General features: G+C 66.7%; 28 protein-coding genes and 1 tRNA gene. 18 read left to right on the top strand and 11 right to left on the bottom strand.

Going from position 1 to position 26,703, the window contains the following annotated elements:
- Window positions 1–36 precede the first annotated feature (36 nt).
- Window positions 37–657: a DUF924 family protein gene (locus HTY53_RS19385; RefSeq protein WP_174108124.1), complete on the top strand. Its 621-nt coding sequence runs from the start codon at window positions 37–39 to the stop codon at window positions 655–657.
- 48 nt (window positions 658–705) lie between these two features.
- On the opposite strand, the gene HTY53_RS19380 is transcribed toward HTY53_RS19385, so the two are convergent.
- The 10 genes from HTY53_RS19380 to HTY53_RS19335 form a co-directional block, all read right to left on the bottom strand.
- Window positions 706–1,290 carry a TIGR00730 family Rossman fold protein gene (locus tag HTY53_RS19380; protein WP_174108123.1) on the bottom strand — a complete coding sequence of 195 codons (585 nt, stop codon included), beginning with the start codon at window positions 1,288–1,290 and terminating at the stop codon, window positions 706–708.
- On the bottom strand, window positions 1,287–2,033 hold the full coding sequence (locus tag HTY53_RS19375; protein WP_174108122.1) for a TetR/AcrR family transcriptional regulator: 747 nt from the start codon (window positions 2,031–2,033) through the stop codon (window positions 1,287–1,289). Before HTY53_RS19375 ends, HTY53_RS19380 begins: the two co-directional genes overlap by 4 nt.
- Before the next feature lie 141 nt (window positions 2,034–2,174).
- Window positions 2,175–2,654, bottom strand: coding sequence for a diacylglycerol kinase (locus HTY53_RS19370; protein WP_149319401.1), 480 nt, complete (start codon window positions 2,652–2,654; stop codon window positions 2,175–2,177).
- Window positions 2,575–3,690, bottom strand: a complete 1,116-nt coding sequence (locus HTY53_RS19365; RefSeq protein ID WP_174108121.1) for a glycosyltransferase family 4 protein — start codon at window positions 3,688–3,690, stop codon at window positions 2,575–2,577. Before HTY53_RS19365 ends, HTY53_RS19370 begins: the two co-directional genes overlap by 80 nt.
- Before the next feature lie 74 nt (window positions 3,691–3,764).
- Window positions 3,765–4,790 carry a UDP-2,3-diacylglucosamine diphosphatase gene (locus tag HTY53_RS19360; protein ID WP_174108120.1) on the bottom strand — a complete coding sequence of 342 codons (1,026 nt, stop codon included), beginning with the start codon at window positions 4,788–4,790 and terminating at the stop codon, window positions 3,765–3,767.
- Window positions 4,791–4,995: 205 nt separating this feature from the next.
- On the bottom strand, window positions 4,996–6,006 hold the full coding sequence (locus HTY53_RS19355) for an esterase/lipase family protein (RefSeq protein ID WP_174108119.1): 1,011 nt from the start codon (window positions 6,004–6,006) through the stop codon (window positions 4,996–4,998).
- An 18-nt stretch (window positions 6,007–6,024) separates the two neighbouring features.
- Complete coding sequence (locus HTY53_RS19350) at window positions 6,025–6,582, bottom strand: RDD family protein (protein WP_438820974.1); 558 nt, start codon at window positions 6,580–6,582, stop codon at window positions 6,025–6,027.
- Between the two features lie 230 nt (window positions 6,583–6,812).
- Window positions 6,813–7,661 carry a DUF3106 domain-containing protein gene (locus HTY53_RS24965; RefSeq protein ID WP_302480488.1) on the bottom strand — a complete coding sequence of 283 codons (849 nt, stop codon included), beginning with the start codon at window positions 7,659–7,661 and terminating at the stop codon, window positions 6,813–6,815.
- The gene (locus HTY53_RS19340; RefSeq protein WP_174108118.1) at window positions 7,636–8,064 is read right to left on the bottom strand and encodes a DUF3619 family protein; all 429 of its coding nucleotides are present in this window, start codon (window positions 8,062–8,064) and stop codon (window positions 7,636–7,638) included. Before HTY53_RS19340 ends, HTY53_RS24965 begins: the two co-directional genes overlap by 26 nt.
- Window positions 8,061–8,627, bottom strand: coding sequence for an RNA polymerase sigma factor (locus HTY53_RS19335; RefSeq protein ID WP_174108117.1), 567 nt, complete (start codon window positions 8,625–8,627; stop codon window positions 8,061–8,063). Before HTY53_RS19335 ends, HTY53_RS19340 begins: the two co-directional genes overlap by 4 nt.
- Before the next feature lie 305 nt (window positions 8,628–8,932).
- Between HTY53_RS19335 and HTY53_RS19330 the strand changes: the two genes are divergently transcribed.
- The 9 genes from HTY53_RS19330 to HTY53_RS19290 all read left to right on the top strand — a co-directional run bounded on the left by HTY53_RS19330 (window position 8,933) and on the right by HTY53_RS19290 (window position 18,271).
- Window positions 8,933–10,696, top strand: a complete 1,764-nt coding sequence (locus HTY53_RS19330; protein WP_174108116.1) for an acetolactate synthase 3 catalytic subunit — start codon at window positions 8,933–8,935, stop codon at window positions 10,694–10,696.
- Window positions 10,696–11,187: an acetolactate synthase small subunit gene (gene ilvN, locus HTY53_RS19325; protein ID WP_006577027.1), complete on the top strand. Its 492-nt coding sequence runs from the start codon at window positions 10,696–10,698 to the stop codon at window positions 11,185–11,187. The genes HTY53_RS19330 and ilvN overlap by 1 nt, the downstream gene beginning before the upstream one ends.
- Before the next feature lie 36 nt (window positions 11,188–11,223).
- On the top strand, window positions 11,224–12,330 hold the full coding sequence (gene ilvC / locus HTY53_RS19320) for a ketol-acid reductoisomerase (protein ID WP_174108143.1): 1,107 nt from the start codon (window positions 11,224–11,226) through the stop codon (window positions 12,328–12,330).
- Window positions 12,331–12,524: 194 nt separating this feature from the next.
- A complete protein-coding gene (locus HTY53_RS19315) occupies window positions 12,525–13,169 on the top strand; it encodes a phosphatidylserine decarboxylase (RefSeq protein ID WP_174108115.1) in 645 nt (214 codons plus the stop codon).
- Window positions 13,170–13,195: 26 nt separating this feature from the next.
- A complete protein-coding gene (gene pssA, locus HTY53_RS19310; RefSeq protein WP_174108114.1) occupies window positions 13,196–14,083 on the top strand; it encodes a CDP-diacylglycerol--serine O-phosphatidyltransferase in 888 nt (295 codons plus the stop codon).
- A 208-nt stretch (window positions 14,084–14,291) separates the two neighbouring features.
- Window positions 14,292–14,795 (top strand): peptidoglycan-binding protein LysM, encoded by a 504-nt coding sequence (lysM, locus tag HTY53_RS19305; RefSeq protein ID WP_174108113.1) that lies wholly within the window; start codon window positions 14,292–14,294, stop codon window positions 14,793–14,795.
- A 373-nt stretch (window positions 14,796–15,168) separates the two neighbouring features.
- Window positions 15,169–16,707, top strand: coding sequence for a 2-isopropylmalate synthase (locus HTY53_RS19300; protein WP_053821427.1), 1,539 nt, complete (start codon window positions 15,169–15,171; stop codon window positions 16,705–16,707).
- A 284-nt stretch (window positions 16,708–16,991) separates the two neighbouring features.
- Window positions 16,992–17,711 carry a hypothetical protein gene (locus tag HTY53_RS19295; protein WP_174108112.1) on the top strand — a complete coding sequence of 240 codons (720 nt, stop codon included), beginning with the start codon at window positions 16,992–16,994 and terminating at the stop codon, window positions 17,709–17,711.
- Window positions 17,708–18,271, top strand: coding sequence for an ankyrin repeat domain-containing protein (locus HTY53_RS19290; protein ID WP_174108111.1), 564 nt, complete (start codon window positions 17,708–17,710; stop codon window positions 18,269–18,271). Before HTY53_RS19295 ends, HTY53_RS19290 begins: the two co-directional genes overlap by 4 nt.
- Window positions 18,272–18,294: 23 nt before the next feature.
- On the opposite strand, the gene HTY53_RS19285 is transcribed toward HTY53_RS19290, so the two are convergent.
- Entirely contained in the window at window positions 18,295–18,819 is a 525-nt protein-coding gene (locus tag HTY53_RS19285; RefSeq protein WP_174108110.1) for a hypothetical protein, read from the bottom strand.
- Between the two features lie 150 nt (window positions 18,820–18,969).
- On the opposite strand from HTY53_RS19285, the gene HTY53_RS19280 reads away from it, so the two are divergent.
- The 8 genes from HTY53_RS19280 (at window position 18,970) to HTY53_RS19245 (ending at window position 26,699) form a co-directional block, all read left to right on the top strand.
- Window positions 18,970–20,217 (top strand): branched-chain amino acid ABC transporter substrate-binding protein, encoded by a 1,248-nt coding sequence (locus tag HTY53_RS19280; protein WP_174108109.1) that lies wholly within the window; start codon window positions 18,970–18,972, stop codon window positions 20,215–20,217.
- A gap of 198 nt (window positions 20,218–20,415) precedes the next feature.
- Window positions 20,416–20,685 (top strand): 30S ribosomal protein S15, encoded by a 270-nt coding sequence (gene rpsO / locus HTY53_RS19275; RefSeq protein WP_006577035.1) that lies wholly within the window; start codon window positions 20,416–20,418, stop codon window positions 20,683–20,685.
- A 535-nt stretch (window positions 20,686–21,220) separates the two neighbouring features.
- Entirely contained in the window at window positions 21,221–23,392 is a 2,172-nt protein-coding gene (gene pnp / locus HTY53_RS19270; protein WP_174108108.1) for a polyribonucleotide nucleotidyltransferase, read from the top strand.
- A 221-nt stretch (window positions 23,393–23,613) separates the two neighbouring features.
- A complete protein-coding gene (locus HTY53_RS19265; protein WP_174108107.1) occupies window positions 23,614–24,618 on the top strand; it encodes an NAD(P)H-quinone oxidoreductase in 1,005 nt (334 codons plus the stop codon).
- 113 nt (window positions 24,619–24,731) lie between these two features.
- Window positions 24,732–25,472, top strand: a complete 741-nt coding sequence (gene tpiA, locus HTY53_RS19260) for a triose-phosphate isomerase (RefSeq protein ID WP_174108106.1) — start codon at window positions 24,732–24,734, stop codon at window positions 25,470–25,472.
- A 45-nt stretch (window positions 25,473–25,517) separates the two neighbouring features.
- Window positions 25,518–25,886, top strand: coding sequence for a preprotein translocase subunit SecG (secG, locus tag HTY53_RS19255; RefSeq protein ID WP_174108105.1), 369 nt, complete (start codon window positions 25,518–25,520; stop codon window positions 25,884–25,886).
- A gap of 199 nt (window positions 25,887–26,085) precedes the next feature.
- A tRNA-Leu gene (locus HTY53_RS19250) sits at window positions 26,086–26,170 on the top strand.
- Between the two features lie 169 nt (window positions 26,171–26,339).
- Window positions 26,340–26,699: an NADH-quinone oxidoreductase subunit A gene (locus HTY53_RS19245; protein ID WP_006576543.1), complete on the top strand. Its 360-nt coding sequence runs from the start codon at window positions 26,340–26,342 to the stop codon at window positions 26,697–26,699.
- Window positions 26,700–26,703 lie beyond the last annotated feature (4 nt).

Raw genomic sequence — 26,703 nt, 5'->3', positions numbered from 1 at the left:
ATCGCGGAATTCGATTCAGGAAGGAAATTGCAAACGATGGACCAAACCAATCACAACAATCTGGCCGCGCGCATCCTGGCGTTCTGGTTCGGCACGCCGGACTCCCCCGACTGGGATCGCGAGCGGGCGATGTGGTTTACACGCAGCGAAGAATTCGACGCCCGCGTGCGGGCCGAATTCCTGCCGGCATGGGAAGCCGCGCATGCGGGCACCGACGGCTGGTCGTCGTTCGTCGAGAACACCGCCGAGGTCGGGCCGGAAACGGTTTGCGCGCGCATCGTGCTGCTCGATCAGTTCCCGCGCAACATGTTCCGCGGCGATCCGCGCAGCTTTGCCACCGATGCCCAGGCGCTGGCGCTCGCAAGGCGGATGGTCGAGCGCGGCGACGACCGGTGCCTGCCGACGCCTTATCACCGGATGTTCTGCTATATGCCGTTCGAGCATGCGGAAGCGCTGGACGCGCAGCACGCGGCGGTCGAGCTGATGACCGCGCTGCGCGAGGACACCGCAGGTCGGGTCGATGTGGTCGAATGGGCCGAGCGGCACCGCGTGGTGATCGAGCGCTTCGGCCGCTTTCCGCATCGCAATGCGGTGCTGGGCCGGCCCAGCACCGATCAGGAGCTGGCCTTCCTGCGTCAGCCCGGATCCTCGTTCTGAGACGGCGGCGGGCGTCGTTCTACGTCCGCTTCGCCGCTCCATTGCTGCTCAGGTCTTGTCGCGGGCCTGCTGCCACTTGTCGACGCGCAGCTGCGGCACGTTGGCCAGCGACGACAGGATGCCGTCCGGGGTATCGGCCACTCGCAGCAGGCCGGCGTGTTCCTGCTTCAGGAAGCCTTCGCCGACCGCATGGCGCAGGAAGCCGAGCATGCCGTCATAGAAGCCCGCGACATTGAGCACGCCGACCGGCTTGGCGTGATAGCCCAGCTGCAGCCAGGTGAAAGTCTCGAACAGTTCTTCGTAGGTGCCGATGCCGCCCGGCATCGCGACGAAGGCGTCGGCGCGGTCGGCCATCATCTGCTTGCGCTCGTGCATGTTGCGCACTACGTGCAGCTCGGTCAGGCCGGCGTGGCCGATCTCCTTGTGCATCAGCGCCTCGGGGATGATGCCGATCGCGGTGCCGCCATGCTCGAGCACCGCATCGGCCACCATGCCCATCAGGCCGACCTTGCCGCCGCCGTAGACCAGTGCCAGGCCCTTTTGTGCCATCACGCGGCCCATTTCGCGCGCTGCTTCCGCATATTCCGGGCGGTTGCCGGGGCTCGAACCGCAATAGACGCAAACCGATTTCACTGCTTTCCTTCCTGTCGTGGTTTGGGATAGGAGGGCGACGGCGCGCCGGCCGTGCCCGAGGGTTCCCCCTGCGCCTTGGCCGCGGAAAACTCGCGCGCCAGCTGATCGAAGGTCTGGCGCGCGTTGCCGCGCAGATACGGCGCAAGGATCGAGAAGATGTGATAGCTGGCGCTGTGCAGATAGCCGCGGATCTGCTCGGGGTCGTTGTACTGGCGCGGATGCTGCACGAACTGGAACGACAGCCAGTAGGTCGCGACCACGACGATATTGGTGCAGATCGCGTCGACCTGATCCGGCGTGGCTTCCATCTCGCCGTCGTCGAGGAACTGGCGGCAGATCTCCTGCGCGAAGCGCTTCTTCTGCTCGACGATGCGCTTGAAGTTGGTCTCCAGCATCCGGTTGCGGGCCAGCAGATCGTTGATGTCCCGGTACAGGAAGCGGTAGTTCCACAGGAACTCGGACATGTACTGCAGATAGCCCCAGCTTTCGCCGAGCGTCGGCTTGTGGTCGTCCGGCAGCTTCAGCCGGCGCTCCATTTCCTGCTCGAAGCGAGCGAAGATCGACGTGATGATGTCGTCCTTGTTGCGGAAGTGGTAGTACAGATTGCCGGGGCTGATCTCCATCGCCTCCGCGATGGTGGTGGTCGTCACGTTGGGCTCGCCGACCTCGTTGAACAGGCGAAGCGAGACATCGAGGATGCGGTCCCGCGTGCGGCGGGGACCGGTCTGGGGTTTGGATTCCATGAGGCCGGGCAAGCTAGGACAGTCGCGGGCCGCGAACGAACGGCCCGGCGCACTGCGAATGGACGGACTGCGATTATATGCAATGCCGTCACCCGCGGCCCTGCGGCGCCGTGACACCGCGATCCGTGCTCGGCCGCGTGTTCAGCCGATCAGCGCGCGCAGCCAGCCCACCACATGGGGCGCGGCGATCGCCAGCCAGGTGCCGCCGCACAGCACCAGCGCCAGCATTACCGCCGCGCTGCCGAAATCCTTGGCGCGCTTGGACAGGCCGTGCCGCTCCAGCGAGATCCGATCGACCGCGGCCTCGACGCTCGAATTGAGCAGCTCGACGATCAGCACCAGCAGCAGCGTGCCGAGCAGCAGGATCCGTTCGACCACGGTCACCGGCAGCAGAAACGCCAGCGGCGTCAGCACCGCGACCAGCGTCAGCTCCTGCCGGAACGCGCTTTCCTCGAGCACCGCATAGCGCAGGCCGGACAGCGAATTGACCGCGGCCCGCCAGGCGCGGGCGATGCCGCGATTGCCCTTGTGGGGGTTGTCTTCAATCGTGTAGTCGCCGTTCTCGCGGGGCAAGGTCGGCTTCGGCACGGAGTTGTCGGAGGGAAGAGGGGGTTTCGCCATGATCTTGTCGGGGGCGCGCGGTCTGGCCGTTCGGCATGCCGTGCAGCGGTCGCAGATGCGCGAGGAACTGTTCGGACGCGGCGCGCCACGAAAAGCGTTCGGCGTGCGCGCGTGCAGTGGCACGGTCGATGCGCAGCGCTTCGAGGCAGGCCTCGCGCAAATCTTCGTGCATCACGCCGGCGTCGCTGTCGCCCAGCACGTCGATCGGGCCGGTGACCGGATAGGCCGCGACCGGCAGGCCGCTGGCCAGCGCTTCGAGCAGCACCAGGCCAAAGGTATCGGTGCGGCTCGGGAACACGAAGACATCGGCCGAAGCATACACCTTGGCCAGCTCGGGCTGGCTCAGCACGCCCAGATAATTCGCGTTCGGATAGCGCGCGCGCAGCGCCGGCAGCGCCGGGCCGTCGCCGACCACCCACTTGGAGCCGGGCAGGTCCAGCGCAAGGAAGGCCTCGACGTTCTTCTCGACCGCGACGCGGCCGACATAGAGGAAGATCGGGTGGGCGGTGTTCAGCACGTTGACCGACTGCGGCACGAACACGTCGAGATCGACGCCGCGCGTCCACAGTACCGCATGCTCGATGCCATAGCGGTGCAGGTCCTGCAGTACCACCGGCGTGGGCGCCATCACCGCCTGCGCCGGGCCGTGGAACCAGCGCAGGAAGCGGTAGGTCCACGCCAGCGGAATGCCGAAGCGCGCCTGCACGTATTCCGGAAAGCGGGTGTGATAGGCGGTGGTGAACGGCAGCTTCTGGCGCACCGCATGACGGCGCGCCGCCAGACCCAGCGGGCCTTCGGTAGCGATATGCAGCGCGTCCGGGGCGAATTCGCGGATGCGCCGGCGCACCGCCGCGCCCGGCAGCAGCGACAGCCGGATCTCGGGGTAGGTCGGGCAGGGTACCGTGCGGAATTCAAGCGGCGTCAGCAGTTCGACGGTATGGCCCATCGCCTGCAGTTCGCGACGGGTCGACTTCAGCGTGCGAACCACGCCATTGACCTGCGGTTCCCAGGCATCGGTGACGATCAGGATTTTCATGGTGTGTCCTTGCGGCGCGGCCGCGGTATCGGTTTCCTGGCGGCGGTCGGTCGATGATCGAACAGGGTGCGGCGCTATGCCGCCACCGCGCTCTTGCGCGTGCGGCGCGCGACGGCCGGCGCGGGGTCGCGCAGCGCGGTCCAGTAGACGATCTTCAGCTCGCCTTCCATGGTCTCGACCAGCGCCGACAGGCTCTCGACCCAGTCGCCGTCGTTGCAGTAGAGCTGGCCGTCGACCTCGCGGATCTCGGCCTTGTGGATATGGCCGCAGACCACGCCGTCGCAGCCGCGCCGGCGCGCTTCCTCGACCATCGCGTGTTCGAACGAGCTGATGTAGTTGACCGCGTTCTTGACCTGGTGCTTCAGGTACTGCGACAGCGACCAGTAGGGAAAGCCCAGCCGCGCGCGGATGCGGTTGAAATGCCGGTTCAGCGCGAGGATCAGCGTGTACAGCGTGTCGCCGAGATACGCTAGCCAGCGCGCGTGCTGCACCACGCCGTCGAACAGGTCGCCGTGGACGACCCACAGGCGCCGGCCGGTGGCAGTCACATGCACCGCTTCCTCGCGCACCACCACGTCGCCGAAGGCCAGGCCATCGAACTGGCGCGCGACCTCGTCGTGGTTGCCCGGCACGTAGATGACCTCGGTGCCCTTGCGCGCCTTGCGCAGCAGCTTCTGCACGACGTCGTTGTGGCTCTGCGGCCAGTACCAGCCGCGCCGCAGCTGCCAGCCGTCGATGATGTCGCCGACCAGGTACAGCGTGTCGGACTCGTTGTGCTTGAGGAAGTCGAGCAGGTAGTCGGCCTGGCAGCCCGGCGTGCCCAGATGAATGTCGGACAGCCAGATCGCGCGGTAGCGCTCGACTTCAGGTGGCTCGGGGGAGGGGGCGGTGGCCGGGACCGGATCGCGCCGGTCCTGATGGCTCAGGTGGTCTGTGCCGGCGGGGAAGGCGGCGGTCGGCGCACGGTCCAGACCGGGCGGCATGAAGGCGGCTGGCATGCCGGGAATGGCGGCCAGCGGCAGCATCGGGTCGGAGCGTCCGCGCAGTCGCTGCGCGGCGCGGGCCAGATGTGCCCGGGCGGAACGGAGTGGACTGACCATGGCGGCCCCGGTGACGGCGATGACTGCATTGAGCCAGCCGTCGATGACGGCGCCATGACGGAAACATGAATGACATGTGACCAACCGTAAAGACGGTCGGAGGGCGTGACCGACGCGGAAATCGACCGCCCGGAATCGGCCGACGTGGAAATCGACCGACGCGCAAATCGTCCGACGCGGAATTGGCCGATCGGGAAGCGGCCGATCAGGACGCGGTCGGCGCCGGAGCGCGCGCGAGGCGGTCCAGCGCCGACAGCGTAGCGTCGGTCGCGCGCGCGTCGCGCAGCAGCGTGACATGGCCGATGCCGGCCAGCGCCACGTTGTCGGCGCCGTCGAGCCAGCTGGTTTCGGCCGGGCCGGCGATCGAATCGTGCCAGCTGAAAATCGACACCATCGCGGCGCGATCGCGCGGGCTTTCGCTGCGCGCCAGCGCCTGCAGCCAGTCGTTGCCGCAGCGCATCTGGCGCGCGTTGGCGCCGCTGCCGATGCTGGCCAGCGTGCAGCCGTGGTGCGGCGTGCCCAGCGTGACGATGCCCGCGCAGGCAGCCGGACGTCCTTCGCGGCGGGCGCGTGCCAGCGCCGCGCGCGCGGCCAGTCCGCCCATGCTGTGGCACAGCAGCAGCGGTGCGCGGCCGGAGGCACGGTGCAACGCGTCCATCCCGGCGAGGAGCGCGTCGGCATATTCGTCGATATCGGCCAGCATCGGCTCGAGGTCGATCGCCTCGCAGCGATAGCCGGCGGCCGCCAGCGCGGGCTGCAGGTCGAGCCAGACCGCGCGATTGCAGCCGTAGCCGTGCACCAGCAGCACCGGCGGGCGCGAACCCGCGGCCCGCCCTGCAATTTGGGAAGGCGGCGTCAGCGGGCGGCGATGGCGGAACGGCTGCAGCCAGTTGAACATGCGAAACACCGCGATGCATTCGCGCACAAAGCAGAGCAGGGCCTGCCGCGGGCCGAGCCGGGAGGCGGCGCGATGGGCCTGCAGCGCCGCAGGCAGCATCGGCATGCCGGCGCCGAACGCGCCGGTGCCGCCCACCGATATCGCGAAGGCCATCGCTATCGACAGCGCAAACAGCGCCAGCACCGTGGCGATGGCCCCGGCCAGCGCCGCTATCCAGTTCCAGTCGGCCAGCCAGACCAGCGCCTGCGCGACACCGTACGCGCCGCCGAGCTGCATCGCCACGGCGATGCGGCGGACCGCGGTGGCCGTCAGTCTCATGTCGGCCTCACGTCGCCATCATGGCTGGCGCGGCGGCCGCAGGTCGACCAGCCGCGTGCCCGCGAGCCGGTCATGCAGGAACTGGCGGCGCCGGTCAAGGAACGCCAGCAGGATCCAGAGCGCCAGACCGGCCGCCAGCACGCCGACGAATGGACCCTTGACGAGACCCAGCGCATGGCCGACCGCCGCCGACGGCGGCAGCCACAGCCAGGCCAGCAGATAACGCAGCGCCGCGCGCGGCCAGCGCGGCGGCCTGCCGTCGGCGCCTTCGACGCGGATGCGCCAGGTCTGCATCGGCAGCGTCTGGCCGGTGCGTTGCCAGAACCAGGTGAAATAGAGGCCCATCACCAGAAAGCTCCACAACTGCATGGTCAGCGGCGTATCGACGCGCAGTTCGCGCAGCAGCGGCCGGGCCAGCAGATAGAGGGCGGTGGAAGCGCTCAGCACGCCGAACAGCAGCACGCCTTCGTACAACATGCAGGCGATGCGGCGGCGGATGGTGGGCGCCTGCGCCGGGGCCTGCGTTGCAGCCTGTTGTGCGGCGGTCGGCTCGGTACGCGGTTCGGCAGCGTCGATGGCGGGCTTGGCGGACATGGGCGGAATAAGAGCCATTGTGGCCATTGTGGCCGTAGTGGCCGTAGTGGCCGTAGGGATCGGATCGCCCGGGCGCGGACCAGGGCCGTGCCGCTGGCGTGATGGGCAGCGGCATTATGCCAAAGGCTTCGCGTTGCCCTGAATCGGGCGGGACGGTATCGGCAGGAAAGGATTGGGCGGCGTCGGCGGTCCGATAGCGCGACCGGGGCGGATCAGTTGCCGCGAGAGAAGGTGTCGGCGTTCGCCGCCGGGGGGGTTTGGGGGAGGGCGGCCGAGGGGGCGGCAGGGCGGAGGGGGGGGTGGGGGGGGGGGCTGGCACGGGCGGGCGCCGACCCGGCCGCCCCGCGGGGGGGGGCCGGGGGGGGGGGGGCGCCCGCCGCCAGCGCGGCGGAAGCGGAGAGGACCGCGGCGGCGCTGGCCGCGGCTGCGGACGCCGAGGCAGCGCTCGACGCATGCGGCATGGCGCGCGCGGGCGTCGTCGTCGAAATCGGCGGCTTGCGGCTCGACGGCAGCGCGCTGACCGCGCCGGGGCGCGGCGGCACCTTGGCGGCCTCGGCCAGCTGGCGCTTCTGGGCCTCCGGCAGTTGCTGGTAGCGGTCCCAGGCTTCGGTCTTGCGCTCGACCGGCACGGTGCGATGGATCTGGAAGTTCTCGCGCGCCAGCCGGCGCTGCTCCGGCGTCAATTTCGCCCATTCGGTCATGCGCGCATGCAGCCGCTGCTGCTCGGCCGGCGCCAGTTCCTCGAACCGGGCGGCGATGCGCAGCCATTTGCGGCGATGCACCTCGGTCAGCGTGTTCCACTGGCCGGCCAGCGGCGCCAGCACGCGCTGCTGCGCCGGCGTCAGCTCCGACCACGCGGGGCGGGCCGCACGGACGGCGGGGTTGGCCGGGGTGGCGACCGGGCTCGGCGCCCTGGCGCCGGCGTCCACGGCGTCGCGCGCATGGGCGGGCGGTGTCAGGCACCACAGCGCCGCGGCGCCCAGGCCGGCGGCCAGCAGCAGCGCGAGTCCCCGACGCGCGGGGACCCCGGTCGGCTTATTCGCCATGCTTGAGGAACACATGGAAGCCCTCGTCCGCGTACGCGGCCGGCGGCAGTTCATCGAGCAGCATGGCGGCGTCGACATCGGCGAGTTCCTCGATCCGTTGCTGCTGTTGCCATTGGTAGATGCCGGCCAGGCCGCCGGCCAGCGCCACCAGCGTCCAGACCAGGCCGAGCCGGCGCACCCAGTCGCCCAGCGGCCGCAGGGTCCGGCGCGCGTCGCCATGCAGCGACGGTCCGGCCGCGACAAGGCGGGGTGATGTTTGAGGCGCTTCAACGCGGCGGCGCGACAGCGCCACGCGGCGTGCGGCGGCCAGGCGGGCGGCGATATCGTCCGGCACCTGGTTGGCGGAGGCGTCCAGCATGGCGGTGATCTGCCGGGCCAGGCGGCGTTGCTCGATCTCGGATGCGTTTCTGCTGTTCATAGTCGGAGTCCCCGGGCGCGCAGCGCCTGCGCCAGGGCATGCGTGGCGCGCGAACAGTGGGTCTTGACGCTGCCTTCGGAACATCCCATGGCAGCGGCCGTTTCCGCGACGTCCATATCCTCCCAGTAACGCAGCAGAAAGGCCTCGCGTTGACGGGCGGGCAGGCGCTGGACTTCTTCTTCGATGATCCGCATGGTCTGCACGCGCTCGAACCGGTCGGCGCTGCTCTCCGCCGCCTGCGAACCCGGCTCGCTTTCCAGTGCTTCCAGCAGATCGGTGTCGTCGCCGTCGCGCTCGTCGCGCAGGTTGGAAAACAGCGTGACCCAGGTGTTGCGTACCTTCTGGCGGCGAAACCAGTCGTGGATGGTGTTCTGCAGGATGCGCTGGAACAGCGGCGGCAATTCGGCCGGGGCACGGTCGCCGTACTTTTCGGCCAGCTTGATCATGGCGTCCTGGACGACGTCCAGGGCGGCCTGTTCGTCCCGTACTGCGAATACCGCGTGCTTGAAGGCGCGGCGTTCGGCGCTGGCGAGAAAATCGGATAGTTCCTGTTCGGTTGCCATGCGGCGGGCGAGGGCGGCCGGCGCGAATACCGCACCGTGGCGGGGCGGCCGGCAGCCCGGAAATCAGCAAAATGCGCCGATGCTAGCAAATAACCGGGCTGCCGTGTCGCCCCGGCGACACGATACGAGGTCATAGACCGCGCTGGTGCGATGCAGTATCATCGACGGTTCACGACATCAGTGGTTGTCTCATCTGGCCGCTTATGAGGCGGTCTCCCATGCAGACGCGCACCGCTTGAACCCGTGCCACAAGCCCGGCAGAGAGCATCCAAACAATTTTTTGCCGAAAATTGCAAAGGACTGACATGAACATGCCCAGCGCGGAATTCTCCCACGCCGACAGCAATTCATCTGCCGCACCCGAAATGATCGGGGCGGAAATCCTCGTCCACGCACTTGCCGAAGAAGGCGTCGAATACGTCTGGGGTTACCCCGGCGGCGCAGTGCTGTATATCTACGACGAGCTGTACAAGCAAAAGAAGATCGAGCACATCCTGGTGCGCCACGAGCAGGCCGCGGTTCATGCCGCGGACGGCTATGCGCGCGCGACCGGCAAGGTCGGCTGCGCGCTGGTGACCTCGGGTCCCGGCGTGACCAATGCCGTCACCGGCATCGCCACCGCCTATCTGGACTCGATTCCGATGGTCGTGATCACCGGCAACGTGCCGACCCACGCGATCGGCCAGGACGCCTTCCAGGAGTGCGACACGGTCGGCATCACGCGCCCGGTGGTCAAGCACAACTTCCTGGTCAAGGACGTGCGCGATCTGGCCGCGACCATCAAGAAGGCCTTCTATATCGCCGCCACCGGCCGTCCCGGCCCCGTGGTGGTCGACATCCCGAAGGACGTGTCGCGCAACGCCTGCCGGTACGAGTACCCGAAGGCGATCGACATGCGCTCGTACAACCCCGTCAACAAGGGGCATTCGGGCCAGATCCGCAAGGCGCTGGCGCTGCTGCAGAGCGCCGAGCGGCCGCTGATCTATTCGGGCGGCGGCGTGGTGCTCGCCAATGCCAGCGACGAGCTGCGCCAGCTGGCTGCGCTGACCGGCCATCCGGTCACCAACACGCTGATGGGCCTGGGCGCGTTCCCCGGCACGAGCAAGCAGTTCGTCGGCATGCTCGGCATGCACGGCACCTACGAAGCCAATATGGCGATGCAGAACTGCGACGTGCTGATCGCCATCGGGGCGCGCTTCGACGACCGCGTGATCGGCAATCCGGCGCACTTCACCTCGCAGCCGCGCAAGATCATCCATATCGACATCGACCCCTCGTCGATCTCGAAGCGCATCAAGGTGGACATCCCCATCGTCGGCAACGTCAAGGACGTGCTGCAGGAACTGATCGCCCAGCTGCAGGCCAGCGACGTCAAGCCCAAGCGCGAGGCGCTGTCGCGCTGGTGGGAGCAGATCGAGCAATGGCGCTCGGTCGACTGCCTGAAGTACGACCGCAATTCGGAAATCATCAAGCCGCAGTACGTGATCGAGAAGATCTGGGAACTGACCAAGGGCGACGCTTTCGTTTGCTCGGACGTCGGCCAGCACCAGATGTGGGCCGCGCAGTTCTACAAGTTCGATCAGCCGCGCCGCTGGATCAACTCGGGCGGCCTCGGCACGATGGGCGTGGGCCTGCCGTACGCGATGGGCATCAAGAAGGCGTTCCCGGACAAGGAGGTCGTCACCGTGACCGGTGAGGGCTCGATCCAGATGTGCATCCAGGAACTGTCGACCTGCCTGCAGTACGACACCCCGGTCAAGATCTGCGCGCTGAACAACCGCTACCTGGGCATGGTGCGCCAGTGGCAGGAGATCGAGTACGACAACCGCTACTCGCACTCCTACATGGACGCGCTGCCCGACTTCGTCAAGCTGGCCGAGGCCTATGGCCACGTCGGCATGCGCGTCGAAAGGACCGCCGACGTCGAGCCGGCGCTGCGCGAAGCCTTCCGCCTGAAGGACCGCACCGTGTTCCTGGACTTCCAGACCGACCCGACCGAAAACGTCTGGCCGATGGTGCAGGCGGGCAAGGGCATTTCGGAAATGCTGCTCGGCGCGGAGGACCTGTGATGCGACACATCATTTCGGTCCTGCTGGAGAACGAACCGGGCGCGCTGTCCCGCGTGGTCGGGCTGTTCTCGGCGCGCGGCTACAACATCGAGACGCTGACCGTGGCGCCCACCGAGGACGCCTCGCTGTCGCGGATGACGATCGTGACGACCGGCTCGGATGACGTGATCGAGCAGATCACCAAGCATCTGAACCGGCTGGTCGAGGTGGTCAAGGTGGTCGACCTGACCGAAGGCGCGCATATCGAGCGCGAGCTGATGCTCGTCAAGGTGCGCGCGGTCGGCAAGGAGCGCGAGGAGATGAAACGCACCGCGGACATCTTCCGCGGCCGGGTCATCGACGTCACCGAGAAGACCTACACGATCGAGCTGACCGGCAACGGCAGCAAGCTCGATGCCTTCCTCGATGCGATCGATCGCAGCGCGATCCTGGAGACCGTCCGTACCGGCGGCTCGGGGATCGGCCGCGGCGAGCGCATCCTGAAGGTCTGACGCCGGTCTCTCGCGCGGCAACCCCCACCACACCTCATTGCAGTATCGACGGCGGCGCGCCGGCGCCAACAGCATGCGCGGCGCGTCGTCGACTCCCAACATCGGAAAAAGAGCGAAGGAATCATCATGAAAGTGTTTTACGACAAGGACGCCGACCTGTCCCTGATCAAGGGCAAGAACGTCACCATCATCGGCTACGGCTCGCAGGGTCACGCCCACGCGCTGAACCTGAACGACTCGGGCGTCAAGGTGACGGTCGGCCTGCGCAAGAACGGCGCGTCGTGGAACAAGGCCGTCAACGCCGGCCTGCAGGTCAAGGAAGTGGCCGAAGCGGTCAAGGACGCCGACGTGGTGATGATCCTGCTGCCGGACGAGCAGATCGCCGACGTCTACAAGAACGAAGTGCACGACAACATCAAGGAAGGCGCCGCGCTGGCCTTCGCCCACGGCTTCAACGTGCACTACGGCGCGGTGATTCCGCGTGCCGATCTCGACGTGATCATGATCGCGCCGAAGGCCCCGGGCCACACCGTGCGTTCGACCTACACCCAGGGTGGCGGCGTGCCGCACCTGATCGCGGTGCACCAGAACAAGTCGGGCGCCGCCCGCGACATCGCGCTGTCGTATGCCACCGCCAACGGCGGCGGCCGTGCCGGCATCATCGAGACCAACTTCCGCGAAGAGACCGAGACCGATCTGTTCGGCGAACAGGCCGTGCTGTGCGGCGGTACCGTCGAGCTGATCAAGGCCGGTTTCGAGACGCTGGTCGAAGCCGGCTACGCGCCGGAAATGGCCTACTTCGAGTGCCTGCACGAGCTGAAGCTGATCGTCGACCTGATCTACGAAGGCGGCATCGCCAACATGAACTACTCGATCTCCAACAACGCCGAGTACGGCGAGTACGTGACCGGCCCGCGCGTCGTCACCGAGGAGACCAAGAAGGCCATGAAGCAGTGCCTGAAGGACATCCAGACCGGCGAATACGCCAAGAGCTTCCTGCTCGAGAACAAGGCCGGCGCCCCGACCCTGATCTCGCGCCGCCGTCTGACCGCCGAGCACCCGATCGAGGAAGTGGGTGCCAAGCTGCGCGCGATGATGCCCTGGATCGCCAAGAACAAGCTGGTCGACCAGTCGAAGAACTAAGCGTGCCGAACGCCGCGCCGCCGGGTTTGCCGGCTGGCGCGGCCTCAGCCCCGCAGCCGTCCAGCCTTCCGTCCCCACCAGAGGCGGTCGCCATGGCCAGACCATGGTCCGCCGAGGGAAACGGGCGAGGGCTGGGCGGCTTTTTGTTATCCTTGTCAGACTTGACTGACCTCCATTGACCTCTTTCCCACTGCATGAACTATCCCCATCCGCTGATCGCCCGTGAAGGCTGGCCGTTTCTGGCCGGCGCTTTTGTCATCTCGCTGCTGGTGCATGCCAGCGCGGGATTCTGGTGGGCGCTGCCGTTCTGGATCGTCACGGTGTTCGTGCTGCAGTTCTTCCGCGATCCGCCGCGGCCGATCCCGACGCAGCCCAATGCGGTGCTGGCACCGGCCGACGGACGCATCGTCGCGGTCGAGAAGACCCAGGACCCCTACGCCGGTCGCGAGGCGCTGAAAATCAGCGTGTTCATGAATGTCTTCAACGTGCATTCGAACCGCGTGTCGGTCGACGGCAAGGTAGAGAAGATCGATTATTTCCCTGGCCAGTTCGTCAACGCCGACCTCGACAAGGCGTCGACCGAGAACGAGCGCAACGCGGTGGTGATCCGCCGCGCGGGCGACGACAAGGTCGTCACGCTGGTGCAGGTCGCCGGCCTGATCGCACGCCGCATCCTGTGCTACACGCGCGTTGGCGACACGGTGGCGCGCGGCCAGCGCTACGGCTTCATCCGCTTCGGCTCGCGCGTCGATGTCTATCTGCCGCTGGACGCCCGGCCCCGCGTGACGATCGGCGAGAAGGTATCGGCTTCGTCGACGATCCTCGCCGAGCTGGATTGAGCCACGGGCGATCGAGGAGATTCGGCATGGGTGCATTCAACCGGCGCAACAAGCGCGTCATCGGCGGCAACGTGACCCATCTGCGGCCGTTCCGCCATAACCAGATACGGGGCCCGGAAATCGATCCGGCGGACGACGACGAGCTCGAGGTCGAATACGTGCGGCCGCGCCGGCGCGGCATCTACCTGCTGCCGAACGCCTTCACCACGGCGGCGCTGTTCGCCGGCTTCTTCGCCATCGTGCAGGCGATGAACATGCGCTTCGATGTCGCCGCCATCGCGATCTTCGCGGCGATGGTGCTCGACGGCATGGACGGCCGCGTGGCGCGCATCACCAATACGCAGAGCGCATTCGGCGAGCAGTACGACTCGCTGTCGGACATGACCTCGTTCGGCGTCGCGCCGGCGCTGGTGATGTACGAATGGATCCTGAAGGACCTCGGCAAGTGGGGCTGGATCGCGGCCTTCGTCTATTGCACCTGCGCGGCGCTGCGGCTGGCGCGCTTCAACGCCAATATCGGCGTGGTCGACAAGCGCTTCTTCCAGGGCCTGCCGAGCCCCGCGGCGGCTGCGCTGGTGGCCGGCTTCGTCTGGCTGGCGATCGACAACAAGTTGCCGGTGCGCGAGCTGTGGATGCCGTGGGTGGCATTCACGATCACGCTGTACGCGGGGCTGTCGATGGTCACCAACGCGCCGTTCTACAGCGGCAAGGCGCTCGACGTGCGCCATCGCGTCTCGTTCGGCGTGATGATCCTGGTGATGGTTCTGTTCGTGGTGGTGTCGAGCGATCCGCCGGTGGCGTTGTTCGGCCTGTTCGTCGGCTATGCGATCTCCGGCTACGTGCTGTGGGGCTGGCGCGCGATGCACGGCGAGCAGGGCGGCGTGGCGCGCTCCCAGGCGGGCGGTCCGGATTGATCCGACCCCGCCGCGACGACCTGGATGTCGGCTGCATGTACGAGAAAGGCGCTTCGGCGCCTTTTTTGTTTGGCGTTTTCCTTGCGATACGCTTGTGATGTTCTTGCAATTCGCGGTATGTTGCCGTGGCGTCATGCCGGCAGGCATGGCGGCCCGCCGCGTAGCCATCGTCGGCTACCGACTTGCCACTGAACACAAGGAGAATCCCATGAGCGTGCTGGATTTCATCAAGGAAGCAGGCGAGAAGCTGTTCGGCCGCGAAGCCAAGGCGGCCGAGCCGGCCCAGGCCGCGCCCGCGGATGCCGCGCAGAAGGCCGAAGCGGCCAACCGCACGGCCGGCGAAGCAATCGAAAACTACATCCGCAAGATGGGACTCGATGCGACCGGCCTGTCGGTGCAGGTCGACGGCGCCCAGGGCAAGGTCACGGTGTTCGGCGTCGCGCCGGACCAGGCCACGCGCGAGAAGATCATCCTGTGCTGCGGCAACGTCGAAGGCGTCGAGCAGGTCGAGGACAAGATGTCGGTCAACGTCGAATCCGAATCGGCGCAATGGCACACCGTGGCCAAGGGCGACACGCTGTCGGCGATCGCGCAGAAGTACTACGGCAATGCCAACGCCTACAACGCGATCTTCGAGGCCAACCGCCCGATGCTGTCGCATCCGGACAAGATCTATCCGGGTCAGAAGCTGCGCATTCCGCCCAAGCCTTGAGCTGCGCCGCGTCCCCGCACCGTCCGGGGGCAGGCCGGCGCGCGGCCGCTGGGGAAAACCCGCGTGTTGCGCGCCGTAGCCATCTCGGCTATATTCGCTGCCATGATTTCGCGCCAAGCCCGACTCGCCCGTACCCTGCTAGGTAGCCTACTAGGCAGCCAGGTCGGGACGCGCGCGCGCTGAGGAAGCGATACCTTAACGCGAAGTCGCACAGGATTTATCCACGCCCCGGCCTGCATCCCTGCACGCCGGGGCGTTTTGCATTGTGCCGCAGCCAGTGGCGACGATGCGACCGGCAGGCAGCGGGGCACCCGGAACAGAAACCGAAACCGCCGAAACCCGTTCGAGCACTTATCCCCCAGGAGCGTTTTCCATGTCGGACAAACTGATCATTTTCGATACCACCTTGCGCGACGGCGAGCAGTCGCCCGGCGCTTCGATGACGCGCGAGGAGAAGATCCGCATCGCGCGCCAGCTCGAGCGCCTGAAGGTCGATGTGATCGAAGCCGGCTTCGCCGCCAGCTCGAACGGCGACTTCGAGGCGATCCGCGCGATCGCGCAGACCGTCAAGGACTCGACCATCTGCTCGCTGGCGCGCGCCAACGACAAGGACATCGCCCGCGCAGCCGAGGCCCTGAAGCCCGCCAACTCCTTCCGTATCCATACCTTCATCGCCACCTCGGCGCTGCATATGGAAAAGAAGCTGCGGATGACGCCGGACCAGGTCTACGAGCAGGCGCGGCTGGCGGTGCGTTTCGCGCGCCAGTTCACCGACGACATCGAATTCTCGCCGGAAGACGGCAGCCGCTCGGACATGGACTTCCTGTGCCGCGTGCTGGAAGCCGTGATCGACGAAGGCGCGACCACGATCAACCTGCCGGACACGGTCGGCTATGCGGTCCCCGAAGGCTATGCCGCGCTGATCCGCTCGGTACGCGAGCGCATTCCGAATTCGGACAAGGCGGTCTGGTCGGTGCACTGCCATAACGATCTGGGCATGGCGGTGGCGAACTCGCTGGCCGCGGTCAAGCTGGGCGGCGCGCGCCAGATCGAATGCACGATCAACGGCCTGGGCGAGCGCGCCGGCAACACCAGCCTCGAAGAGGTGGTGATGGCGGTCAAGACCCGGCGCGACTACTTCAACCTGGACGTGGGCGTCGATACCACGCAGATCGTGCCGGCCTCGAAGCTGGTCTCGCAGATCACCGGCTTCGTGGTGCAGCCGAACAAGGCCGTGGTCGGCGCCAACGCCTTTGCCCATGCGTCCGGCATCCACCAGGACGGCGTGCTGAAGGCGCGCGACACCTACGAGATCATGCGGGCCGAGGACGTGGGCTGGACCGCCAACAAGATCGTGCTGGGCAAGCTGTCGGGCCGCAACGCGTTCAAGCAGCGCCTGCAGGAACTGGGCATCGAGCTCGACAGCGAGAGCGAGGTCAATGCCGCCTTCGCGCGCTTCAAGGAGTTGGCCGACCAGAAGGCCGAGATCTTCGACGAAGACATCATGGCAATCGTCTCGGACGAGGCGCATGACGCCAATGAGCACTATCGCTTCATCTCGCTGTCGCAGCGCTCGGAAACCGGCGAGCGGCCGCATGCCCGCGTGGTGTTCAACATGGATGGCCAGGAATGCACCGGCGAAGGCGAGGGCAACGGCCCGGTCGACGCCACGCTGCATGCGATCGAAGGCAAGGTGAACAGCGGCGCGGAGCTCGTGCTGTATTCGGTCAATGCGATCACCACCGGCACGCAGGCGCAGGGCGAGGTAACGGTGCGGCTGTCCAAGGCCGGCCGCATCGTCAACGGCGTGGGCACCGACCCGGACATCGTCGCGGCATCGGCCAAGGCCTATCTGGCGGCGCTGAACAAGCTGCACGACAAGGCAGTACAGAAGATCAATCCGCAGATCTGATCGATTCGTTTGTCCGGCCTTCTGGCCGATACGACCAACTCGACCAAGCCGACGGCAACGCCGGTCGTTCGCGAGCACTGCTCGGGACGATCGGCGTTTTTGTTTGTCCCTGCATGGGCGGGCCGAAAGGCATCGCCAAACGCTTTGGAATGTGACAAAAGCACACAGCGGCGAGGAAACCGGAAGCCGTCGCGCCAGCACTGCACGATCATCGCGGTCGCGGTTCGCAAGGATTCGTGGAGGCGAATTCTTGTGTGTGACCGCAGTACCTTTGTGCGAGTGGGATGTCGATGTCGTTTGTGGTCAGTGAGTTTTCCGTGCCGCTCAGTTTGTCGAATGCGGAACAAGTGAAGGATGTGGGGGATGGCGACAGGCACCGCATTGCGCTCGGTACGCCGTTGCTGATCGGCGGGCGCAGCTACCGGGTCAAGTGGGACAGGCAGTACGCCAGCGCCTGCCTGCTTGCCGAGCGGGGCAAGCCCGTGCGAAGAGACCGTCGGCAGGAACGGCTGCTCGCAGACGGTCTGGCGAGGCGCTTGCGGGCCGCGGTGGTCCAGGCCGTGGACCTCGATGCGCTCCTTTCCGGTCGTACCATCAGCCGCAAACTGGCGCTGGAGCACGTCGCGGCCGGCGGGTTGCTGCAGGTGCAGGGTCGCTCCTGCGAGAAGCGGTTCGCCGTGGTCGAGCGGCGCGGCGCGGCAAGGTGGACTACGGTCAGCGAATCGGCCTGGCCGATGTTCAGGGCGCTTTGGGACTGGCTCCGCTGCCTGAGGAGCAAGGGGCGACGAGCCTGGCGGGACGAACGTCAACTGCTGCGCCAACTCGACGCTGCGTTGCCCGCGAACATCGTCAAGTGCCGACGCGAAGCCATCGAGGCGGGTCGAGCGACCTTGGCTCGCGGGCTGGACAGGCAGCCCCCCGGCTGGTGCAGAACATCTTCTGCAGCCGGATTGCGACTCCCGAGGGCGTTGTGCAATTCCTGCGATACGACGCGACAGCGTTGACGCAAGTCGATAGCGACAACAGAACCGTGCTGCATCACGTGGCGCGCGATCCCCGGCTGGCAATCCGGGAGGTGCTCGACCCGTTGTTCGTGCGGGTTGGAATCGCGACAGAGGCATGGCGCGCGGACGAAGAGCGGAAAAAAGCGCGGGCGCGGGCGAACGGAAGGGCGGAGCCGGACGGACAGGCAACGCCGCCGATCTTCGCCTCCGACTACGAAGGCAATACACCGGTCCACCTGGCTGTCATGCATGGTGACAAGGAGGCGGTGCGCCGTTTTCTGCAGCAGGCGGCAATGACGGATTCCCGCAATACGTCGAGGCATGCACTGCGCTTTGCCGATCGAACCAATCGGGCGGGGCAGACGATCTGGGATTGCGCGTTGGCCAGGCTCGAAGCGCGATCGGCAGATTCGTGGCTGATCGAATCCCTGGTCAAATATGGCTGCCAGCCATCGGCGATTCAGGACCCGAACACGCGCGCCGAGCCGGCGGACGGGGCGCCGGCATGCTCGCGAAGCCGAGGGGAGGGGGGGCCGGCTTCCCCAGGCCGCCGGCACTGAACACTGAACACTGAACCCCGAATCTACCGGATCGTCTCGCGCGGATCGGCCAGCGGATCCGGCGTGATCTGGGTCTGCCGCAACACGCCGGCGTCGTCGAAATAGAAATGAAACAGCGACGGCCAGTTGTCCTCATGCAGGAAGCGGTACGACCAGACATCGCGGCGCATCAGCGGGAAGTACTGCGTCGGCTCGCGTGGCAGGCCGAAATGCTCGGCGACGTCGCGCTTGGTCCAGGTGCCCACCCTGGCCTTGTAGAGCTCCGTGGTGGTCAGCATCTGGCGAAAGCGAGTCAGCTTGCCGCTGGTGTCGAAGTCGGCCGCATAGGCCTGCCGCCCCAGCGGCTGCTTGGAATAGATCCAGCGCACGGTGCCGTCGTCCAGCCGGTAGATATCGGTCGGCTCGCCGAAGGTCGCGCGTACCGTGCTTTCCGGTGCGCCGATCAGCTTCTGCGCCTCCTGTACCGGCTGCAGGTACACGCAGGCCGTCAACAGTGCGCCCGCGGTGCCGAGCGCCAGCCAGCGGCCAATGCTTTCCAGTGCTTTCATTGCGATCCTCGACCTTCATGGCAACGGATAGCGCAAGTGTAGCGCCGCAGGCGCCGCATGGCATCGCGGTGAGGCGGCCGCGCCGCGCCGGCACGATTGCAAGGCGGTGAGCACTGGCTTACCATGCTGCGCTTTCGCGGAGGGCGATCGATGGTTTGGAAGGGGTGGCTGGGGGCTTGCCTGTTGGCCCTGGCGGGAGGAGCCGCGGCGGCGCAGGAGCCGATCCGGCTCGGCATGATCGACGGGCTGTCGGGCCCGTTCGCCAATGCCGGCGAAGCGGTGGTGCGCAATCTTCGCCTTGCGATCGAGCGGGTCAATGCCCGTGGCGGCGTCCGCACCGCGGAAGGGCAGCGCCCGCTGGAGCTCGTCACCTTCGACAGCAAGGGCAATGTCGATGAAAGCCTGATCCAGTTCCGCGCGCTGGTCGACCGCCGCATTCCCTTCGTGCTGCAGGGGAACAGCTCCGCGGTGGCCGCCGCGCTGGTGGGCGCCGTTAACCGTCACAACAGCCGCCAGCCCGATGCCCGCGTGCTGTTCCTGAACTATTCGGCGGTCGATCCGGCGCTGACCAACGAGAACTGCAGCTTCTGGCATTTCCGCTTCGATGCGGGCGCCGACATGCGGATGGAGGCGCTGACCGAGGTCATCCGCGCCGACGCCAGCGTGCGCCGCGTCTATCTGATCGCGCAGGACTACAGCTTCGGCCACCAGGTATCGCGGCTGGCGCGCGACATGCTGGCAGCCAAGCGGCCCGATGTGAAGATCGTCGGCGACGAGTTCCACCCGATCGGCAAGATCAAGGACTTCGCGCCGTATATCGCCAAGATCAAGGCGAGCGGCGCCGACGCAGTGATCACCGGCAACTGGGGCAACGACCTGACGCTGATAGTCAAGGCCGCGCGCGAGGGCGGCCTGGGCGCCAAGTTCTATACCTTCTACGGCAATGGCCTGGGCGCGCCGGCGGCGATGGGCGATGCCGGCGTGGGCCGCGTGCTGGCGGTCGCAGAATGGCATCCGAACGTCGGCGGCGCCGCGTCGGACGCGTTCTATCAGGCCTTCCGCAGCCGCTATCCCGAGCCGAAGGACGACTACGTCCACCTGCGCATGCAGATGATGGTCGAGATGCTGGCGCGCGCCATCGAGCAGGCCGGTTCGACCGATGCCATCAAGGTCGCGCGGGCGCTGGAGGACATGCGCTACGTCAACGAATTCCACGACGCCACGGTGCGCGCGGACGATCATCAGGTGCTGCAGCCGCTCTATGTGTCGATGATGGAGCGCCAGGGTGGCGACGTTCGCTTCGACAACGAGGGGTCTGGCTTCGGCTTCCGTACCGTCAAGCGGCTGAAGGCGGCCCAGACCACCCGGGCCACCACCTGCAGGATGGAGCGGCCGTAGGGATTCGGAAGGCGGGCAGCCGGCCAGTTTTGCCCGGCCACTGCAGTTGCGCTATAATGCGCGGCTGTCGTCCAGGCGGCACTCGCGGCAACGCGGGCGCACCCGGCGGCAAAGCAGTGGTGCGGCGCAAGCCGCATCTTTATCCCGCACGACGTTCGCGGCCTGGCGCTGCAACGTTCGCAAGTGAAAGGAAATAGCATGTCCGTAGCCGATATCAACAAGTCCGAAGTCATCAAGCAGTTCGCCCGTGGCGCCAACGACACCGGCAGCCCCGAAGTACAGGTCGCTCTGCTGACCTCGCGCATCAACGAACTGACCCCGCACTTCAAGGCCAACATGAAGGATCACCACAGCCGCCGCGGTCTGCTGCGCATGGTGAGCCGTCGTCGCCGCCTGCTGGACTACCTGAAGTCGAACGACGCCGACCGTTATCGCGCGCTGATCGAAAAGCTGGGTCTGCGCAAGTAAATTGCGCCAGGTCAGGCCGGCCGCTCAGGTCAGGGAAGGGACGGGGATGGCGATGCCGATGGCGGCATGGTCTGCATGGTCGATCCTCGTACCGCGTCTCGCACCGCACGCCCCGGCGTGACGCCAGGATGCCTGCGTCAGCACTGCTGATGCAGGCATTTTGTTTTTTGCGCGGCGAATCGGCTGCAGCGGCAAATGCCGCGACGCCGATGGCACCGCGGGCGGCCGGCCCGGCCGGGCGCCGTTGCCGTTGCGCCACGATGCGCAACGGAGTAAGTTAATTCGTTCTTTTTTAACCATGACACCGGAGTCCGGCAAGGAAACAGGGCTTTGTGTCATTCCAGCGCCTCATCGACGCGGGCCTCGATCGTTCTGCATCGACCGCCGCCCGGTGACGCGCTGGAATGGCATAGCACTTCCCTGCAACCGCGCCTGACAGCGATCCGGCAGCATTGCCCGCGGCTGCATCACGCGGGCGCCGGCACGCCGGCGGGCCCGATGGCCCGTCGCCGTGCAAGCACACAGGGGAACGCTCATGTCCATGTTCAACAAGGTCGTCAAGCAATTCCAATGGGGCCAGCATACGGTCCGCATGGAAACCGGCGAAATCGCCCGCCAGGCCGGCGGCGCGGTGCTGGTCGATGTCGAGGACACCGTGGTGCTCGCCACCGTGGTGGCCGCCAAGCAACCCAAGCCGGGCCAGGATTTCTTCCCGCTGACGGTCGACTACATCGAGAAGACCTATGCCGCCGGCAAGATCCCGGGCGGCTTCTTCAAGCGCGAAGGCCGTCCGTCGGAGAACGAGACGCTGACCTCGCGCCTGATCGACCGTCCGCTGCGTCCGCTGTTTCCGGAAGGCTTCTATAACGACGTGCAGGTGGTGGTCCACGTCGTCTCGCTGAACCCTGAAGTGCCGGCCGATATCCCGGCGCTGATCGGTGCCTCGGCCGCACTGGCGGTCTCGGGCATTCCGTTCAACGGCCCGGTGGGCGCCGCACGCGTCGGGTACCAGAACGGCCAGTACCTGCTGAACCCGACCCGCAGCCAGCTGGCCAGCTCCGAGATGGACCTGATCGTGGCCGGCACCGAGCGTGCCGTGCTGATGGTCGAATCCGAAGCCAACCAGCTGTCCGAAGAAGTCATGCTGGGCGCCGTGGTCTATGGCCACGAGCAGATGCAGGTCGCGATCAACGCGATCCACGAGCTGGTGCGCGAAGGCGGCAAGCCCGAGTGGAACTGGGCGCCGGCGGCGAAGAACGAGCCGCTGATCGCCAAGGTGGCCGAATTCGGCGCGCCGCTGCTGCAGGAGGCCTACCAGATCCGCCAGAAGTCGGCCCGCTCGCAGAAGATCAAGGAAGCCTACACCGCGGTCGAGACCAGGCTGGCCGAGGCCGGCGTCGAGTTCGACAAGGTCGAGGTCGGCAACATCCTGTTCGACCTGGAAGCGAAGATCGTCCGCGGCCAGATTCTGGCCGGCGAGCCGCGCATCGACGGCCGCGATACCCGCACCGTGCGCCCGATCGAGATCCGTTCGTCGGTGCTCCCGCGCGCGCACGGCTCGGCGCTGTTCACCCGCGGCGAGACCCAGGCGCTGGTGGTGGCCACGCTCGGCACCAAGAGCGATGAGCAGATCATCGACGCGCTGGCCGGCGAATACCGCGACCGGTTCATGCTCCACTACAACATGCCCCCGTTCGCCACCGGCGAGACGGGCCGCGTGGGTTCGCCCAAGCGCCGCGAGATCGGCCACGGCCGTCTGGCCAAGCGCGCGCTGATCCCGGTGCTGCCGGCCGAGGACGAGTTCGCCTACACGATCCGCCTGGTCTCGGAAATCACCGAGTCGAACGGCTCCTCGTCGATGGCTTCGGTCTGCGGCGGCTGCCTGGCGCTGATGGACGCCGGCGTTCCGGTCAAGGCGCATGTGGCCGGCGTGGCCATGGGCCTGATCCTGGAAGGCAACAAGTTCGCCGTGCTGACCGACATCCTCGGCGACGAGGACCACCTCGGCGACATGGACTTCAAGGTGGCGGGCACCGACAACGGCATCACCGCGCTGCAGATGGACATCAAGGTCCAGGGCATCACCAAGGAGATCATGCAGGTCGCGCTGGCGCAGGCCAAGGAAGGCCGCCTGCATATTCTGTCGAAGATGCAGGAGGCGATGGGCCACGCGCGCACCGAGCTGTCGGAGCACGCGCCGCGCATGATCACGATGAAGATCCATCCGGACAAGATCCGCGAGGTGATCGGCAAGGGCGGCTCGACGATCCAGGCGCTGACCAAGGAAACCGGCACCACGATCGACATCCAGGAAGACGGCACGATCACGATCGCGTCGACGTCGACCGAAGGCATGGCCGAGGCCAAGCGCCGCATCGAGGGCATCACCGCGGAAGCCGAAGTGGGCAAGATCTACAACGGCACCGTGCTGAAGCTGCTGGACTTCGGCGCCATCGTCAACATCCTGCCGGGCAAGGACGGTCTGCTGCATATCTCGGAGATCGTCAACGAGCGCGTCAAGGACATCAAGGACTGGCTCAAGGAAGGCCAGCAGGTCCGCGTCAAGCTGATCCAGGCCGACGAGAAGGGTCGCCTGCGTCTGTCGCTGAAGGCGGCGATGGCCGAGGAGGGCGGTTCGATTGCCCCGCTGGCCAACGCCGAAGCGCCGGCCGAATCGTCGGCCCCCGCCGGCAGCGAGCAACAGTAAGCTGCTGCGCTGAAGCCGCCGTTTCCGGCAAGCGGAGGCGGCGGGTTCGAGGTCAGGCGCAATTGGTACCGAAGAACGGCTGGGCGATGCCCGGCCGTTTTTTTGTTTACACTGCCGCCAGTCCCTCAGGGCAAGCGCGCGTTCGTTCGCGCTTTTTATTTCCCTTCCTTTTTCGCATCCCTGCCGCGCACCACGCGCGGTTTCAGTTTCAAGGAGCCAGCATGCAAGCCATCGAGATCCGCGAATACGGCGGCCCCGACGTGTTGCAGTTGACCGAGCGTCCCGATCCGACGCCCGGTCCCGGTGAAGTCCTGATCCGCGTCGCCGCGGCCGGCATCAACCGGCCGGACGTGTTCCAGCGCACCGGCAACTATCCGGTGCCGCCGGGCGCGTCCGATCTGCCGGGACTCGAGGTGGCGGGCGAGATCGTCGGCGGCGACCTGTCGCATCCGGACAATCGCTTCGGCCTGAAGATTGGCGATCGCATCTGCGCGCTGGTGCAGGGCGGAGGCTACGCGCAGCTGTGCACCGCACCGCTGGCACAGTGCCTGCCGGTGCCGCAGGGGCTCAGCGATATCGAAGCCGCGGCCTTGCCCGAGACCTTCTTCACCGTGTGGAGCAATGTGTTCGACCGCGGCTATCTCGGTCGCGGCCCGCGCGGCAAGGAAGAAACGCTGCTGATCCAGGGCGGTTCGAGCGGCATCGGCACCACCGCGATCCAGATCGCCAAGGCGCTGGGCCACAAGGTGTTCGTCACCGCCGGCAGCGACGAGAAGTGCCGCGCCTGCGAGGATCTCGGCGCCGACCGCGCGATCAACTACAAGACCCAGGACTTCGCCGCCGAGGTCAAGACGCTGACCGGCGGCCGCGGTGTCGACGTGATCCTCGACATGGTGGCGGGCCCCTATCTGGCGCGCGAGCTGTCGTGCATCGCCGACGACGGCCGCATCGTCATCATCGCGCTGCTCGGCGGGGCCAAGGCGGAGATTCCGCTCGGCGACATCCTGCGCCGCCGCATCACCGTCACCGGCTCGACGCTACGTCCGCGTCCGGCCTCGTTCAAGGGCGAAATTGCCCGTGCATTGCACGAGCATGTGTGGCCGCTGCTGGCCAACGGCAGCATCAAGCCGGTGATCCACCAGGTCTTCCCGGCGGCACAGGCTGCCGACGCCCATCGTCTGATGGAGTCGAGCGAGCATGTCGGCAAGATCGTGCTGACCTGGTGACGGGCCGGCAGCACTGGTGGACGCGGGGCCCCGGCGCGCTTTCCGCCCGATCGGCGTAGCGCCTCGCCCCCGCGCACGGTAGAATAGCGGGTTTGATTTTGAGAGGCGCTTTCGTGAGACAAAAGCTCGTCATCGGCAACTGGAAGATGCATGGCAGCCTGGCTGCCAACGAGGCCCTGCTGAACGGTATCAAGGCTGGCGCCCCTGCGGGCGCCAGCCTCGCGGTCTGCGCGCCGTTCCCGTATCTGGCGCAGTGCCAGGCGTTGCTGGCGGGCAGCCAGGTCGCTTGGGGTGCCCAGGACGTGTCGGCCGAGGCCCGCGGCGCCTTCACCGGCGAGGTGGCGGCGTCGATGCTGGCCGAGTTCGGCGTCAGCTACGTGCTGGTCGGCCATTCCGAGCGCCGCACCTATCATGGCGAGAGCGATGCCGCCGTCGCGGCCAAGGCGCTGCGGGCCCTGGAATTCGGCATCGTGCCGGTGATCTGTGTCGGCGAGACGCTGGCGCAGCGCGAGGCGGGCGAGACCGAGGCGGTGGTCGGCCGGCAGCTGCAGGCGGTGCTGGAAGCGCTGTCGGTCGAGCAGCTGGGTCGCGTGGTGCTGGCCTACGAGCCGGTCTGGGCGATCGGCACGGGCAAGACCGCCAGCAAGGAGCAGGCCCAGGCCGTGCACGCCTTCCTGCGCGCCCAGGTCGCCGCGCGCGACGCCGGCGTGGCGCAGCGCATGGCGATCCTGTACGGCGGCAGCGTCAAGCCGGACAATGCGGCCGAGCTGTTTTCGATGGCCGACATCGACGGCGGGCTGATCGGCGGCGCCTCCCTCAAAACCGAAGATTTTCTCGCGATCGGCAACGCCTGATGCCGGCCGCAACGACCGTCTGAATCAGGCAAGCGAATCGAATCCATGGCAATTCTGAAAACTCTATTGATGGTCGCGCAGGTGCTGTCGGCACTTGGCGTGATCGGGCTGGTGCTGCTGCAGCACGGCAAGGGCGCCGACGTCGGCGCGGCGTTCGGCTCGGGCGCCTCGGGCAGCCTGTTTGGCGCCACCGGCTCGGCCAACTTCCTGTCGCGCACCACAGCCGTGCTGGCCACGCTGTTCTTCGTCTGCACGCTGGCGCTGACGCTGCTGGGCAACTACCGCCCGTCGGCCTCGCTGGGCGTGATGGGCGCAGCTCCGCAGACCGCTCCGGCCCCGGCCGCCTCGGTGCCGGCTGCATCGGCCCCGGCTGCTGCAGGCTCGGCGCCGGCGGCTCCCGCCGTGCCGAAATAATCCGGCATTCGCGCCCGGGATTGCCGAACATTTTGCACTTGTGCATTGAACAAAGTGGCGATCATGGGTTAGAATGCAGGGCTTGAAACGATTCCCCAGCGACGGTTCCTGGCAGCGCAGCCAAATAGCAAAAATGGCCGCAAAACCAGCATACCGAAGGGCTTGAAACCCGGCGCCAGGCAATATTGTTTCTCCCCCAGCCGACGTGGTGAAATTGGTAGACACGCTATCTTGAGGGGGTAGTGGCGAAAGCTGTGCGAGTTCGAGTCTCGCCGTCGGCACCAAACAACTTGATCGGAGTCTGCTCCCGGGCAATGCCCCGGTGAGGGACTCCGGCAGTCCGCAAGGCGGCGCCGTGATGTCTGCGCAATGGCGTTGGGCGCTTGGGGTGGGCAACAGGACGCCGCTTCAGCTGGTGCTGTTGACAACATTCCAGATAAGGCTGGCCGTACCTTGAATCTCGAAGCCTATTTCCCCGTTCTCGTCTTCATCATCTTCGGCGTCGTGCTCGGCCTCGCGCTGATGTCGATCGGCCGGATCCTGGGTCCGAACAAGCCCGACGCCGCCAAGCTCTCGCCTTACGAGTGCGGCTTCGAAGCGTTCGAGGACGCGCGCATGAAGTTCGACGTGCGCTACTACCTCATCGCCATCCTTTTCATTCTGTTCGATCTCGAAACCGCTTTCCTTTTCCCGTGGGGCGTCGCCCTGCAGGACATCGGCTGGCCGGGTTTCATCGCCATGGGCGTGTTTCTGCTGGAATTCATCGTGGGCTTCGTCTACATCTGGAAAAAGGGCGCGCTCGATTGGGAGTGATGTG

Source organism: Cupriavidus gilardii (genome assembly GCF_013314895.1).
Classification (GTDB): Bacteria; Pseudomonadota; Gammaproteobacteria; order Burkholderiales; family Burkholderiaceae; genus Cupriavidus; species Cupriavidus gilardii_C.
The sequence above is the reverse complement of the archived record's forward strand: the minus strand, read 5'-3'. Positions and strand labels throughout refer to the sequence as shown.

Excerpts from the sequence above, each read along its gene's own strand:
- HTY53_RS19365 (WP_174108121.1), bottom strand. The coding sequence starts at position 3,690 with ATGAAAATCCTGATCGTCACCGATGCCTGGGAACCGCAGGTCAATGGC.
- HTY53_RS19285 (WP_174108110.1), bottom strand. The coding sequence starts at position 18,819 with ATGAAAGCACTGGAAAGCATTGGCCGCTGGCTGGCGCTCGGCACCGCG.
- HTY53_RS19370 (WP_149319401.1), bottom strand. The coding sequence starts at position 2,654 with ATGGCGAAACCCCCTCTTCCCTCCGACAACTCCGTGCCGAAGCCGACC.
- pnp (WP_174108108.1), top strand. The coding sequence starts at position 21,221 with ATGTCCATGTTCAACAAGGTCGTCAAGCAATTCCAATGGGGCCAGCAT.
- HTY53_RS19280 (WP_174108109.1), top strand. The coding sequence starts at position 18,970 with ATGGTTTGGAAGGGGTGGCTGGGGGCTTGCCTGTTGGCCCTGGCGGGA.
- pssA (WP_174108114.1), top strand. The coding sequence starts at position 13,196 with ATGGGTGCATTCAACCGGCGCAACAAGCGCGTCATCGGCGGCAACGTG.
- HTY53_RS19385 (WP_174108124.1), top strand. The coding sequence starts at position 37 with ATGGACCAAACCAATCACAACAATCTGGCCGCGCGCATCCTGGCGTTC.
- HTY53_RS19375 (WP_174108122.1), bottom strand. The coding sequence starts at position 2,033 with ATGGAATCCAAACCCCAGACCGGTCCCCGCCGCACGCGGGACCGCATC.
- HTY53_RS19335 (WP_174108117.1), bottom strand. The coding sequence starts at position 8,627 with ATGGCAACCGAACAGGAACTATCCGATTTTCTCGCCAGCGCCGAACGC.
- HTY53_RS19360 (WP_174108120.1), bottom strand. The coding sequence starts at position 4,790 with ATGGTCAGTCCACTCCGTTCCGCCCGGGCACATCTGGCCCGCGCCGCG.
- HTY53_RS24965 (WP_302480488.1), bottom strand. The coding sequence starts at position 7,661 with ATGTGTTCCTCAAGCATGGCGAATAAGCCGACCGGGGTCCCCGCGCGT.
- HTY53_RS19295 (WP_174108112.1), top strand. The coding sequence starts at position 16,992 with ATGTCGATGTCGTTTGTGGTCAGTGAGTTTTCCGTGCCGCTCAGTTTG.
- rpsO (WP_006577035.1), top strand. The coding sequence starts at position 20,416 with ATGTCCGTAGCCGATATCAACAAGTCCGAAGTCATCAAGCAGTTCGCC.
- HTY53_RS19315 (WP_174108115.1), top strand. The coding sequence starts at position 12,525 with ATGAACTATCCCCATCCGCTGATCGCCCGTGAAGGCTGGCCGTTTCTG.
- secG (WP_174108105.1), top strand. The coding sequence starts at position 25,518 with ATGGCAATTCTGAAAACTCTATTGATGGTCGCGCAGGTGCTGTCGGCA.
- ilvN (WP_006577027.1), top strand. The coding sequence starts at position 10,696 with ATGCGACACATCATTTCGGTCCTGCTGGAGAACGAACCGGGCGCGCTG.
- HTY53_RS19330 (WP_174108116.1), top strand. The coding sequence starts at position 8,933 with ATGAACATGCCCAGCGCGGAATTCTCCCACGCCGACAGCAATTCATCT.
- lysM (WP_174108113.1), top strand. The coding sequence starts at position 14,292 with ATGAGCGTGCTGGATTTCATCAAGGAAGCAGGCGAGAAGCTGTTCGGC.
- HTY53_RS19340 (WP_174108118.1), bottom strand. The coding sequence starts at position 8,064 with ATGAACAGCAGAAACGCATCCGAGATCGAGCAACGCCGCCTGGCCCGG.
- HTY53_RS19300 (WP_053821427.1), top strand. The coding sequence starts at position 15,169 with ATGTCGGACAAACTGATCATTTTCGATACCACCTTGCGCGACGGCGAG.
- HTY53_RS19265 (WP_174108107.1), top strand. The coding sequence starts at position 23,614 with ATGCAAGCCATCGAGATCCGCGAATACGGCGGCCCCGACGTGTTGCAG.
- HTY53_RS19355 (WP_174108119.1), bottom strand. The coding sequence starts at position 6,006 with ATGAGACTGACGGCCACCGCGGTCCGCCGCATCGCCGTGGCGATGCAG.